The sequence below is a fragment of the Dryocola sharpae genome (genome assembly GCF_051307055.1).
Taxonomy (GTDB): Bacteria; Pseudomonadota; Gammaproteobacteria; order Enterobacterales; family Enterobacteriaceae; genus Dryocola.
The window spans coordinates 3922761-3935339 of record NZ_CP149994.1; the positions used below are offsets into that span (position 1 = coordinate 3922761).

The 12579-nt window shown below is 47.9% G+C and carries 12 protein-coding genes and 1 pseudogene; 4 read left to right on the forward strand and 9 right to left on the reverse strand.

All coding sequences use genetic code 11. The features are described from left to right. The first annotated feature begins 48 nt into the window (after nucleotides 1–48). Complete coding sequence (gene copM, locus WLO31_RS18730) at nucleotides 49–399, forward strand: CopM family metallochaperone (RefSeq protein WP_006785879.1); 351 nt, start codon at nucleotides 49–51, stop codon at nucleotides 397–399. Between the two features lie 166 nt (nucleotides 400–565). Here copM and WLO31_RS18735 read toward each other — a convergent pair. Both WLO31_RS18735 and WLO31_RS18740 read right to left on the reverse strand, forming a co-directional pair. Further along, a pseudogene (locus tag WLO31_RS18735) lies at nucleotides 566–1249 on the reverse strand (TOPRIM nucleotidyl transferase/hydrolase domain-containing protein); the annotation flags it as partial. Nucleotides 1250–1261: 12 nt separating this feature from the next. After that, nucleotides 1262–2409 (reverse strand): IS3 family transposase gene (locus WLO31_RS18740; RefSeq protein WP_087464944.1). Its coding sequence is split into 2 segments (ribosomal slippage): nucleotides 1262–2160 and nucleotides 2160–2409, totalling 1149 coding nucleotides; the frame shifts between segments, so codons are not numbered across the junction. A gap of 404 nt (nucleotides 2410–2813) precedes the next feature. Here WLO31_RS18740 and WLO31_RS18745 point away from each other — a divergent pair. Continuing rightward, nucleotides 2814–3431, forward strand: coding sequence for a recombinase family protein (locus WLO31_RS18745; RefSeq protein WP_020899211.1), 618 nt, complete (start codon nucleotides 2814–2816; stop codon nucleotides 3429–3431). Between the two features lie 68 nt (nucleotides 3432–3499). Here WLO31_RS18745 and WLO31_RS18750 read toward each other — a convergent pair whose 3' ends face one another. The 7 genes from WLO31_RS18750 to WLO31_RS18780 all read right to left on the reverse strand — a co-directional run bounded on the left by WLO31_RS18750 (nucleotide 3500) and on the right by WLO31_RS18780 (nucleotide 10721). Continuing rightward, complete coding sequence (locus WLO31_RS18750) at nucleotides 3500–4399, reverse strand: integrase domain-containing protein (protein WP_006786007.1); 900 nt, start codon at nucleotides 4397–4399, stop codon at nucleotides 3500–3502. A 931-nt stretch (nucleotides 4400–5330) separates the two neighbouring features. Continuing rightward, complete coding sequence (locus WLO31_RS18755; RefSeq protein WP_020899212.1) at nucleotides 5331–6029, reverse strand: hypothetical protein; 699 nt, start codon at nucleotides 6027–6029, stop codon at nucleotides 5331–5333. Nucleotides 6030–6089: 60 nt separating this feature from the next. Then, on the reverse strand, nucleotides 6090–6635 hold the full coding sequence (locus WLO31_RS18760) for a hypothetical protein (protein ID WP_020899213.1): 546 nt from the start codon (nucleotides 6633–6635) through the stop codon (nucleotides 6090–6092). 152 nt (nucleotides 6636–6787) lie between these two features. Next, nucleotides 6788–7807: a translesion error-prone DNA polymerase V subunit UmuC gene (gene umuC, locus WLO31_RS18765; protein WP_020899214.1), complete on the reverse strand. Its 1020-nt coding sequence runs from the start codon at nucleotides 7805–7807 to the stop codon at nucleotides 6788–6790. Between the two features lie 64 nt (nucleotides 7808–7871). Further along, complete coding sequence (gene umuC, locus WLO31_RS18770) at nucleotides 7872–9146, reverse strand: translesion error-prone DNA polymerase V subunit UmuC (RefSeq protein ID WP_023202697.1); 1275 nt, start codon at nucleotides 9144–9146, stop codon at nucleotides 7872–7874. Nucleotides 9147–9187: 41 nt separating this feature from the next. Continuing rightward, nucleotides 9188–9628, reverse strand: a complete 441-nt coding sequence (gene umuD / locus WLO31_RS18775) for a translesion error-prone DNA polymerase V autoproteolytic subunit (protein WP_006786002.1) — start codon at nucleotides 9626–9628, stop codon at nucleotides 9188–9190. Nucleotides 9629–9821: 193 nt separating this feature from the next. Further along, nucleotides 9822–10721, reverse strand: a complete 900-nt coding sequence (locus WLO31_RS18780; protein WP_006786000.1) for a LysR family transcriptional regulator — start codon at nucleotides 10719–10721, stop codon at nucleotides 9822–9824. A 98-nt stretch (nucleotides 10722–10819) separates the two neighbouring features. Between WLO31_RS18780 and WLO31_RS18785 the strand changes: the two genes are divergently transcribed. Then, the gene (locus WLO31_RS18785) at nucleotides 10820–11347 is read left to right on the forward strand and encodes a GNAT family N-acetyltransferase (RefSeq protein WP_020899215.1); all 528 of its coding nucleotides are present in this window, start codon (nucleotides 10820–10822) and stop codon (nucleotides 11345–11347) included. After that, nucleotides 11344–12576, forward strand: a complete 1233-nt coding sequence (locus WLO31_RS18790) for an MFS transporter (RefSeq protein WP_006785998.1) — start codon at nucleotides 11344–11346, stop codon at nucleotides 12574–12576. Before WLO31_RS18785 ends, WLO31_RS18790 begins: the two co-directional genes overlap by 4 nt. The last annotated feature ends 3 nt before the right edge of the window (nucleotides 12577–12579 follow it).

The following is a 12579-nucleotide window of genomic DNA, read 5'->3' on the forward strand; positions in this document are numbered from 1 at the left end:
ATGACTCAGCTACAATTAACCGGTACCTACCTGAAAAGGATTTATTAAATGAAAATCAAAAACACCCTTTTTGTTATATTAATGTTATCCCTGCCAGCAATTTCTGCCGAACATTCGGAAATGAAAATGTCAGATATGCACTCATCGGCATCGTCACAGGAATATATGGCTGGCATGAAAGACATGCATGAAAAAATGATGGCCGCCGTTAATGAGCCCGATCCCGATAAGGCCTTTGCAAAAGGTATGATCGCACACCATGAAGGAGCAATAGCAATGGCTGAGACCGAGCTTAAATACGGAAAAGATCCCGAAATGAGAAAGCTTGCGCAGGACATCATTAAAGCTCAGAAAGGTGAAATCGAGCAGATGAATAAATGGCTTGGCAGTCAAAAATAAAGATTGCAAAAACGCCATGATAAGCGTAATTTTAAATCACTCCCGGGCACGGGATCCTGTTAAACGTTAAATAATTAAAACCCGATTAATTTCGGGTTTTTTATATTCTATACTCCGGTCCTTTGCTGTGGACCGGAATATATGCAGCTGCGATTATTTTAACACATTATCTCGTCATGGAAATAATGTCGCTCAGGATCTCAATCAGTTCAATTCTTTCCTGCGTTCCGTCATGATAGGTTGATCTTGAGATTATTCTTTCCGCTGTCATCTGGGGCCAGAATTTATCAAGCACATTATCGGGTTTCATTCCCACAGCCCGGCCGATTATTTTTTTAGCGTCACAGGTGTCCGTAAACGTGACTGCTACACCGGTAATTTCTTCGATCAGATCCGGGCAGAGATAGTTCTCTATTTCACGTTTGCGCGTGGCGAAGAATACCTTACCGGCTTCCTCCACTTCTTTTTTACGTTTCTGAATGGACAGAACCTGTGCAGGGTCTCCCCCAATATCGGAGTCCAGAAATACGCACCAGGGAAGCCCCAGATCGTTGGCCAGATTTAAGGTAACCCAGTGTTTGACGCTCCCGCATCCTCCTATGAGGACTGGCACAATTTTCACGTCCTCAAGAGAGGCTGGCAGCACACCTGATTGTTTAAATGAACTGGCCGCATGCCTCAGGAAAGTGACATCCGACTTTCCTTCTACCAGAACAATGCCTTTAGCCCTTTCCATACCAGTCTCTGGCAACACCCCCAGGCTTTCAGTTGCTTCCTTCAGCACATCGTCATCCGGCATTTTTACAACGGGTTCACCTGTCTCATTTCTGGTGACATAACGTACTGAATCGCCACGGATAATCTAGACACTTCCGAGCCGTTGATAATACTGTTTTTCATATTCTGTCGGTGACATCTGTTCGCTAGAACCATGCCGACGCTTACTGTTATAAAACATTTCGATGTAATCAAAAATATCACTGCGGGCTTCTTCTCGCGTTCCGTAGATCTTTTTCTTTATCCGTTCACGTTTCAACAACTGGAAAAAACTTTCTGCAACCGCATTATCATGGCAGTTACCGCGACGGCTCATGCTACCCTCCAGGCCGTGTGATTTCAGGAACGACTGCCACTCATGGCTTGTGTACTGACTGCCCTGATCCGAATGAACCAGCACCTGTTTTTCGGGATTACGCCGCCATACAGCCATCAGCAGTGCGTTCAGGACAATGTCCTTTGTCATCCGGGATTGCATGGACCAGCCGATAATTTTGCGTGAGAACAGATCAACAACAACGGCAAGATACAGCCAGCCTTCGTGGGTCCTGATGTAGGTTATGTCCGTTACCCAACGCTCATCAGGAGCATCCGGATTGAACTGTCGCTGGAGCCTGTTGGGTGACACGATACTGGCCTCGCCTTTACGTGCCCGCGGGCTTCGGTATCCGACCTGAGCCTTTATTCCGACACGTTTCATCAGTCTCCAGACTCTGTTTACTCCGCACTGTTGCCCGCTGTCACGCAGATCCAGATGGATTTTGCGATAACCATAGACGCATCCCAATTCCAGCCAGAACTGTTTAATCTGTCCTGTCAGTCTCAGGTCTGCCTGATGGCGTTGTGAATGCGGCTGCTGAAGCCAGGCGTAAAAACCACTGGGATGAACATCCAGCACCCGACAGAGCAGGCGAACAGGCCAGCAACAGGAGTTGTCACGGATAAAGGCGTACCTCAGTCGGACAGCTTTGCGAAGTACGCCGCAGCTTTTTTTAATATGTCCCGTTCGTCGGTAACCCGTTTCAGCTCTTTCTGGAGACGGCGGATCTCGGCCTGAGCATCTGACTGTTCTTTATTAGTGGAAGAATCCGGACCGTACTTCTTTATCCAGGCATAAAGGCTGTGGGTGGTGATATCGAGACGTGTTGCAACGCTGGCAACAGAATAACCGCGATCAACAACCTGTTTGACTGCTTCAGTTTTAAACTCTTCGGGATAACGCTTACCGCTCATGGGCACCTCTCTTTAAGCCATCTTAAATGACTCTGAGGTGTCTGTTAAACCCATGGCGATTCAATATCCGTTTCCAGAGGTTAAACGGATTTACCACCCGAAGGTATCCTCTCTCAGGCTGCGAGGATTTTCCGGTCACCCGAAGGTGTTTCTCTCAGACCGGTAAAACGTTGGCTGGCAGTCACCCGAAGGCGCTCCTCTCAGACTGCCGGAGCATTAGCTGGTTGCATGTAGCAACAAGTAAGCCTGTCTATTTTCAGAGCAAATAGTGATTATGTCAACCTGGGTATCAAATGGGTATACCTATTAAATACTATCCAGTTTATTGGTAGAATATAAATAAGTTACCACTTAAATGATACCGATTGGAATGTGACTATTTTAATGTTACTGCCGGAGGAACTTTGTTTATATTTGGATATCTTCGTGCTTCAACTCAGGAACAGGATGCACTGCGTGCAAAATCGAGGCTCAAGGACTTTGCTCAACAACACAATCATCGCATTGCTGGCTGGTATGTTGAAAATGCTTCAGGCGCAGCATTGCACCGACCGGAACTGATGAGACTGCTTCAGGATACAGAGCCAGGGGATGCGATACTTATAGAACAAGTAGATCGGCTTTCACGCCTGGATGATAATGGCTGGGAATCTTTAAAAAAGATGATTAATGAGAAATCGCTTTCAATAATAAGCCTTGATTTGCCTACAAGTCACATTGCCCTGTCCACACCATCAGCTTATGACTTTACTCATAGTATGCTCCGGGCAGTGAATAATATGATGCTGGACATGTTAGCTGCTATCGCCCGTAAAGATTATGAAGATCGTCGCAGAAGGCAGATGGAAGGAATTACAGCCGCCAAGGAAAAAGGGAAATACAGGGGGAGGCTAGCAGATAAGGAAAAACATGAGTTAATTAGAACGCTTCGCAAGAAAAACGGAAAATCAATAAATGAAACGGCAAGGCTCGCCGGCGTTTCACGCATGACAGTTATTCGAGCATGTAAAGATACGGATTGAAATTTAGAAAAGCCACAGCCCTGAATGAGCTGTGGCGCTACGTCCTGAAAATTCAGTAAAGAAACAACTTATTCTGTTTCACCGCGAAAATAAACTTGTTTAATATAACGACCACGGCCATCTCCATGCCCCAAATCCATCGATACTAATGCTTCAGCTTCGTCGCGGCTCATTCCATTTTTAATATGATGATTTACAGCATCACGTGAATAAGCGTAACGCAAACTATGCGGGGCATTTTTACCATTCATCCCTGCCTCTCGTACAATATTTCGGTAACGATCTATTGCAGTATGCAGAGAAGGTTTATCAATCAGTTTTCCGTTATGTTCACTGACATAATGAATTGCCTTATCAAGAATTGATAAAACTTTTTCACGATTGAAAACTGTTGTTTCTCTCGGCCGCCCGCCTTTAGTCCCGAAAACAACACGGACACGCTCATTATTGTTAATCAATGACTGCTTCCATGTTTTTAACGACTTTGCGGACTGCACGGTTTCTTCTGTTCTCAATCCAAGGTATCTTGAAAGTTGTACCGCGAGCGCAACACCTTCATCTTTTTTAAGCGCAAAATTCACAACCGCATTAAGTTTTTCATCTGTAATAGGAAGTTTAGTGCCATCCCGGTTAGCACCAGAAATTCCCAGGGCCTGATTACTCAGGCTGGTATGATTGGGATCGGCCAGTTTATTTCTTCCTGCTGATAATAAAACAGAGCGGATAGCAGACATCTCATTCTGTAACGTCCTGAGAGACAAACTGTCTGCCTTCCTGCTCTCAATATATTTTTCAATATGGGAAGTTTTGATATGTTTTACGTCCCTAATCTGAATATTCAGTTCAGACAGACGTTCAGAAAAACGTTCTGCAATTCTTGAGCGGTCAGCCACAGTTTTATAACTTCCCCTTCCCTGACGAGCAAGTGTGACAAGTTGTTTGCACAGCTGTTTACTGAATCTGGACATTCCTATATCTCCACAGGGATACACGTCCCTCGGCTTGTAAATAAGCGGACGGATCTGTACCCCAGTAATTCATCCCCGACGACACGGTTGCTTTTGCGCTTCCTGCGTCTCAACTGGTATCTGTGCATCGGGGCGGCGAATTGTTGAGTTCTTGCGAGGCACCCCAGATCTCTGATCTGTTTGCTGCTTATGCAGAGCTGACTTACGTCAAGCTGCCTCCAACACTACTGTTCGTAGTGTCGCCATCGATACCGAGTCGATTTCCTCCTTACTGATAATTGAACGTTCAGACGGCCTTCCGTCGTGCTTACGTTGATGTAAAAGTGAGTTTAATACCGTACTAACACGGACTACATGTTGGTCAGATGGTAGTAAAACGTTGAAAACCACGTCGTACGTGGGTTGAGACGTTATGCGCTGCGCGCGTCACTTGGTAGTGTCTTCGCCACTTCACAAGTGACGCCGCGCAGCTTCGTGCTCCTAATGCAACTCCGTAAGCGGCCAAATGTGCCAAATGGCCTTATCCGTCGATGCAAAAGTCGTACGAAACTCAGGGCGTATCCCTGGCAAGAATCATAACGTAGTGAAAGATCAGAGCCTGATTCAGCTCCTTTAATGACAATTCAACATCAGGAAGATGTGAATCATTGAGGCGTTAGCCGGCCAGTTTTTGGTCGGTGACCTTATCCACATTAGTGGCCCCCGTTTTCAAAGGTTAAACGGGTTTACCGCCATAAGGCGTCCCTCTCAGGTATGTGGGACATTAGCTGGCAGTCACCCGAAGGCGCTTCTCTCAGACCGCTGAAGCATTGGCTGGTAACCGCCCGAAGGCACCCCTCTCAGGTTACAGGGGTTTTGGATGGTCGCCGTAGCGACTTCTAATGCACTGGTGATGTTAGCAACGCCTCAGATGATCGTCAACTTTCTTATATTATTCATTGTTAGGGTCTGCATATATCACCATTCCAACAGACATTAGATCCTCAACGTCATTAGCAAGAAAAGGTATAAAAGATTTGCTTTGAATTTTTTCTACTATACCTTGCCCAACGACTATAGGTACGTATTGATAGCCAGGAAAAATATCATTTGGCTTACCTACCAGCACACCTCCAGTATATTCATGGCAATCAGGAAATACATTTGAAAGAGTACTCAGATATGAAATATCAATCAAATGACCAGTATCTGTTGTATACCAGGCATGAAGATTTAGAGCAGGCGTCTCAGAAAAATCTTCGGGCTGAAATCCCTTGTTGGACCATTTTTCAAATTCATCATATGTGGGATTATAAAGCCATTTATCTCCCTTCCATAATTGACCGACTGTCGTCCAAATTTTACAGCCAAGTGCGGATTCAAAATATGGCTGAAGGAAATGACACCACTTGAGACATTGCCCTGCTGAAAAAGAGAAGCTATCCACTTCTGCTTCATGACACACTTTTGCCATCATATTATGATAATCCAATTCACCATCCTTCAAATCCGTTATTGAACCTTCATTAAAGCCCAGCCCTTTTGTAAATTTTAATGCATGCTCAAAGTTGGCTCTGTAATCCAGAGTTTCGTCACACTCTATAATTCGGCCTTTATATTTATTATGGAAATAGGACAAGAGATTAAACACACTTACTCCTTATAGATTTATGAGTGCGGATATAGCAATATCCACACCCTTAATAATTAGTTACTTCCCTTCAGCTACATTCTTAATATTTTGCATTAAATCCTGCAAGCCGCTACTTGCGAGTCTTTGCTTTGAAGAAGAACTGTACGTTATATGAATACGACTACCTGACCCATTTTTTTCTAGCTCAATAGTTAGGTGATCATCATAGTCGCCCCAATCTGAGCCCATTTTATAATAACTTCCAGTCATCGCATCCCATTCCTGATTACTATCGGTAATTGCGCTGGCAGTCCATTCGCCATCGTTATTTTTTTCTCTAATTGATCTCAGTTCATCATTAGAGATAAACTTAAACTTCCTTTTAATTCTTGCTGCTGCAGTATCAACATCTACTGGTACAGTATAACTTTTAGAGGTCGATTCTTTTTTTTCTGAAGGAGATACTTTCATACGCTGCTCATCATTTCCTGAGGAGTTACCTCTCAGGGAATTCATTATTCCTGAGGCACCATCACTGATTTTCTGGTTTGTAGTTGCTATATCATTCATACTACAAGCTGTTACGAGAACAGGTAGTATTAAAATAGTATATAGACCCTTCATATTCCTTTTTTCTCCCTATTTTTACCGTGAAAATAACAGCTTTAGTACGACTTACTATTCCGTCACATTGTAACAGACTGTAAAACCCTGCCGTATTGTATAATGAAAGTCAATGATGAGGTATACCAAATGGCTGGGCGTAAAAAGGAAGCTCACTTCACTTTAATTATATCACTTAGCTTAGTCGTGAAGGCGGGGGAAAGCCTTTCTCTGCGCATCTTCCAGCCCATAGATGCATCTTTAATACCTTGCCCTGCAAACCAAACAGAGCCTTTGCCTGAATGGTTAATGCTGTCTATTAATGTCATCAGCTCTTCGCTGTTACGATGAGGCTGAAAGTCATCAAAAAGGGTCAATTGAGATACGGCAGCGCTTCGGAAATCAGTGAGCATCACGCCAGCACGATGATAACGGTGCCCTGGTACAAATATCGTATCAAATGCCTTTATAGCCGCGTTAATGATATCCCGTGAATCCTGAGCGGGTACAGCAAGCTCTGTTACCGCCTGATTCTTATAAAACACCTCATTTTCTGAGAAAGGGCTGGTACTGATGAAAACTGCTACCCGTTTACAAAATTGATGCTCTGCACGGAGTTTTTCTGCTGCACGTTCAGCATGAGCGCAAATGGCCTGATGCAGGCTGACTTCGTCCGACGGTTTTTCTCCAAAAGATCGGGAGCATATGATTTGTTCTTTTGGGGCAGTAAATTCTTCTAAACCGAGGCAAGGAATACCGTTCAGCTCTCTGACCGTGCGCTCAACAACTACTGAGAACTGTTTACGAATGAATGAAGGCGACAGCTCAGCCAGCTGAAGTGCATTGTTAATGCCCATAAACTGTAATTTTTTACCCAGCCGCCGTCCTATACCCCAGACCTCCTCAACTGGTACTAAAGCCATTAACTTACGCTGACGCTGTCTGTCACTGAGATCTACCACACCTCGCGTTGCGGGCCAGCGCTTACTTGCATACTGAGCCAGTTTGGCGAGCGTTTTTGTAGGGCCTATTCCCACTCCCACAGTCAGATGTGTTCTTCGCTTAATCTGATCACGTATCTGATGGCCAAACACCTCAAGCGATAACAGATTACGCATACCCGTAAGATCACAAAAAGCTTCATCGATACTGTAAATTTCCACACGCGGAGTCAGTAACTGCAAAATAGTCATCACTCTGTCTGACATATCAGCATTTATGTGGAATACAATTTCAACAGCTTAATTAGTAACCGACTCAAAGCACGCGCGCTTTAGGTATGTCAGACCAGCGCGTGGTCCAAGCAGGGCTTAGCATTTCACGTTTCATTTTCCATTCGGTATTAATGCCCTGGCCCGCAAACCATACATTTCCCATTCCGGACTGGTTGATATCATCCAGTACCTTCATCAGCTGTGCGCTATTGGCCCGCGGCTGGTTATCTTCAAACAGATTGAGCTGGCTTACACCGTTTGGAGTGAAGTTATCAAGCATGATACCTGCTTTCATGTACCTTCGACCCTCAAGCCAGATACGGTCAAGTGATCGCATCGCAGATTCAATAATGTCACGCGTGTCCTGTGTTGGCAGCGTCAGTTTCTCACCAGCGCTGTTCCCGTAAAAAACCTCACCGTTTGCGTGTGGCGACGTCCGGATAAACACACCGATGTTGCGACAGTACTGACGTTCCCCGCGCAGTTTTTCCGCTGCGCGCGCAGCGTACTGACACAGCGCCTGCTGCATAGCGACTTTTGAGGTAATTCGCTCGCCGAAGCTGCGGCTACAGACAATCTGCTGTTTTGCCGGTGGCAGCTCTTCGAGCGGAATACATGATTCACCGTTCAGCTCGCGTACGGTGCGCTCCAGCACCACGGAAAAGTTATCGCGAATGAACTTCGGACGCGCGCGTGATAGCTGCAGAGCAGTTTCGATGCCCATAAGGTTGAGTCGTTTACCGATACGCCGTCCCACGCCCCATATTTCCTCAACGGGCTGGTTAGCCAGCAGGGTTTCAGTACGTTTCGGATTACCTGGCGTAAGCGCCAGTACGCCGCGAAACTGCTTCCACTCCTTGCCCGCCCACTGGGCCGATTTTGCCAGTGTTTTGGTCGGCCCCATGCCGATACCGACGGTGAGACCCGTTGTGGTAAAGACATGCGCACGCAGGCGACGGCCAAAAGTTTCGAAGTTCTCACAGCCGTCAATACCGGTGAGATCCAGAAACATCTCATCAATGCTGTACTGCTCGACGCGTGGCGTTATCTCTTCAAGCGCGGTCATTACTCTCTGGCTGAGGCTGTGATAAAGCGCGTAATTGGAGCTGAACACGTGCACCTTTTCCGGATAATCCTGTGTTTTTACCTCAAACCATGGCGCACCCATTTTGATGCCAAGCGCTTTTGCGCCAGCGGAGCGTGCAATGACGCATCCGTCGTTGTTGCTGAGCACTAGCACAGGTCTGCCACGCAGGTCCGGGCGGAACAGCGTCTCGCAGCTGGCATAGAATGAATTAACGTCAGCCAGGCCGAACATGGACATCATGATCTCCGCCGTGTGTAGATAACCCGCACATATCAGTTTCTCCGGCGCGGAGTGTGCACGAAGTGCGCCACTACGCCGAAAATTTCCAGGGTATCCGGGTCTGGGATAATAACAGGATAGGCGGGATTCATCGGCTGCAATACCGGCCCTTTCTGGGTAATAAGAAGGCGCTTGACCGTAAATTCGCCGTACAGTACAGCGATAACCACGTCGCCGTGCTCAGGCCTGAGTGCCCGATCGACTATCAGCAGATCGCCGTCGTAAAGTCCTATATCCTGCATGCTGTTGCCCTGTGCGCGCAGGAAAAAGGTGCTTGCCCTGTGGGCTATTAGATATTCGTTTAAGTCGAGTTCCTGCTCCGCATAGTCCTGGCAAGGAGAGGGAAAACCGCAGGGTACGCGTTCCAGGAAAAGGGGCCTGTAGCTGGGCGGCGGATTATCCGCCGGGTGCATCAACTCAAAGGCGTGAAACATAGCAAAAATCCCTGTCAAAATGCTGTACGTATTTACAGTAGTATTGTCTGACTTTACGGACGAAGCAAGAAGCGTGGGGCGACACAAATATCATTAAAATAATGGACTATTGATTTATTTGAATTTATAGCGGAACGACAGCTCGTAAAACAAGCAGCTATCAGGACTTTCTGTGTCAGGGCATGTTAAAAATTTATTTTGATTCAGGAAAGATCTTACTTAGTCTGTTCAGTACTTCACTTATGCCCCTGCTGACAATCCGATCCTCCCGCATCACTGTCCCCAGAGTCCGGTGAAGCGATGGCGTTACTGAGTAAAGACTGAGACCCTGCCTTTCTTCATGACTTGCAACGGACATACGGGGAACGATGCTGTAACCCAGGCCGGAACGAACCATCCTTTTAATGGCTTCAATACTGCCAAGCTCCATAACCGGGCTGACAGTATGCCCTGCATCGCTGAACCATCCGTCAATCAGATCGCGTGTGGCACTTCCGGGTTCAAATACAATCAGCGGCAGTGGCAAAAGGGTATCAGGAGACAGCGGTTTTGCACTCTGCTCCGAGGTGTCCTTTTCCATGATTACAACAAACTCATCCGTACCCAGCGGGCTGACACTCAGGCATTTACCGGCTGCCGGCAGCGTTACCAGACCAATATCTATACGGTTTTCCTCCACTCCCCGTACAATATCTGAAGTATTGCCTGTGCGTACATCCACCTTCAGCAGGGGATGGGTCTGTCGAAGTTGCTGCAGTAAGTGAGGTAGCAGATGGATACAGGCTGTTGCGCCTGTGCCGACAGTAACGGTGCCGGTTATTTCGTCTGAATGCAGGGAAACCGCTTCAACCGCTCCGCTTACCACCGCATCAATTTTCATGCAGTGTTCAGCGAGAGTCAAACCGGCAGTCGTTGGTCTTACTCCCCGGCTGGTTCGCTCAATAAGCCTGACCTTAAGCGTCTGCTCCAGCTGTCTTATCTGCAGGCTCACTGCCGGTTGCGACAAGCCAAGTACTTCTGCCGCCCCCGAGAAACTGCCCCGGCTGATGACCAGCCTGAAGGTAGCCAGATGATCGAGGTTCAGTGTTGCCATGCCAAAGTTTTCCTCATAACGCTGATAAGCCCTGCTGCCTGTCTGAAATGATTCATCCGGGTTAGTCTCTGTTTCTGATCTGAAAGGGAGCTGTACTGATGGAAATAACCGAAGCAGATGAACGACATATTCCCGCTATACAACAGATTTATGCTTATCACGTATTACACGGCACCGCCACTTTTGAAACCGAACCGCCGGGTGAGGCTGAAATGGCAGCCCGGCTGAAAAAGGTACATGCAGCAGGACTGCCCTGGTTGGTGGCGGTTGACGGAGGAATTGTTCGAGGATACTGCTATTTGTCTCTATACCGGGAACGGTGCGCCTATCGCTTTACTCTGGAAGACTCTGTATATGTTGATGCCACGTATCAGGGGCGGGGCATTGGAAAAATGCTGCTATCCCGTGCAGTAGGATGGGCAGAAGCCCGTGGTTTTCGGCAACTTGTAGCGGTGGTGGGGAACAGTGAAAATACTGCCTCCCTTGCTCTTCACCGCGCTGCAGGCTTCAGCATCACTGGCACCCTCAGGTCTGTAGGATTCAAGCATGGGCGCTGGCTCGATACGGTTATCCTGCAGCGTACGCTCGGGCATGGCGACGCTACGCTTCCGGAAAGTACAGAATGACACAAGGATATCTGACAGGCCGCACCATTTTCTGCATCGGCATGACGCAGCTTATCAACTGGGGTATTACGTTCTACATGCCGGGTGTCTTCGGAGCCGCCATCATGGCGGAAACAGGCTGGTCTTCCGGTGAGACATTCTCCGGCCTGAGCGTTGCCATGCTCGTTATGGGGCTGGTTTCACCGCTTATCGGTCCCGTAATGGCCCGTACCGGTGGACGCACCCTGATGATGGCGGGAACTTTGGCTATAACCATCGGGTGTTTTCTGATGGCGTTTACCTATTCAACATTAGCGTGGGATGCCGTCTGGATCCTGACAGGCGCGGGCATGCGGCTTGCTCTGTATGACGCCGCTTTTGCCATGCTTGTGGAAACCGCAGGCGCAGAGGCTCGCAAGGCAATCTCTCTGGTCACCCTGCTGGGCGGTCTCGCGTCGGCCGCTTTCTGGCCTGCTGGCGCAGCGCTTCTTCACGTCACCGACTGGCGGCATGCCGTCATCATTTATGGCTGTGCGGGCCTGCTGAGCCTGTTTTTTTTAACTGCCGTTCCGGCAGGCAGTCGGGTAAAACTTCCCGTAACAGGGCGATCCGGCCATTCGGCTGACGCAACAGCAACATCAGAGGACACAAAAGCACTCATCAGCGGCCTGTGGTATGCCACTCTGATAGCGTTGATAAGCTTTGTCTCCACCGGCGTGTCCACACATTTTCCCCGGATACTGGCCTCTTATGGCGTGCCTGCTCTGGCTGGCATGCTGTGGGGAGTGGGGCAGTTAGGTGCCCGTCTGCTGGGTGTAGTTTCAGGTGCACGAATCTCCGCGATACGCCTGAACCTTATAACCGGTATCCTGCTTCCCCTCTGTTTTCTGACCGGCCTTGCAGGCAGCATTACTCCTGTGGCTACAGCCTTTTTCGTTCTGGGCTATGGGGCCGTAAACGGACTGAATACGATCGTGAAGGCCGTACTTCCTCTTGTGCTGTTTGATCCGCAGCAGTACGCCCGCAAAACAGGAATACTGTTGTCGCCGGCATTTTTTCTCGCGGCACTGGCTCCGTCTGCGTATGCCATACTGCTGGAGCGCTACGGTATACCCGGCACGCTGCTTTTTTCCTTCATCCTGACCCTGATCATTACGGCGATTTCTGTGGTCCTCTGGCAGCGTCATTCTGGCTCTGTTGTGCAGAACCGGGACCATGGAGCATCTACCCTTCACGAAAAAAATGTTTGACGG

Excerpts from the sequence above, each read along its gene's own strand:
- copM (WP_006785879.1), top strand. The coding sequence starts at position 49 with ATGAAAATCAAAAACACCCTTTTTGTTATATTAATGTTATCCCTGCCA.
- WLO31_RS18750 (WP_006786007.1), bottom strand. The coding sequence starts at position 4,399 with ATGTCCAGATTCAGTAAACAGCTGTGCAAACAACTTGTCACACTTGCT.
- WLO31_RS18760 (WP_020899213.1), bottom strand. The coding sequence starts at position 6,635 with ATGAAGGGTCTATATACTATTTTAATACTACCTGTTCTCGTAACAGCT.
- umuC (WP_020899214.1), bottom strand. The coding sequence starts at position 7,807 with ATGACTATTTTGCAGTTACTGACTCCGCGTGTGGAAATTTACAGTATC.
- umuC (WP_023202697.1), bottom strand. The coding sequence starts at position 9,146 with ATGTTCGGCCTGGCTGACGTTAATTCATTCTATGCCAGCTGCGAGACG.
- umuD (WP_006786002.1), bottom strand. The coding sequence starts at position 9,628 with ATGTTTCACGCCTTTGAGTTGATGCACCCGGCGGATAATCCGCCGCCC.
- WLO31_RS18780 (WP_006786000.1), bottom strand. The coding sequence starts at position 10,721 with ATGGCAACACTGAACCTCGATCATCTGGCTACCTTCAGGCTGGTCATC.
- WLO31_RS18785 (WP_020899215.1), top strand. The coding sequence starts at position 10,820 with ATGGAAATAACCGAAGCAGATGAACGACATATTCCCGCTATACAACAG.
- WLO31_RS18790 (WP_006785998.1), top strand. The coding sequence starts at position 11,344 with ATGACACAAGGATATCTGACAGGCCGCACCATTTTCTGCATCGGCATG.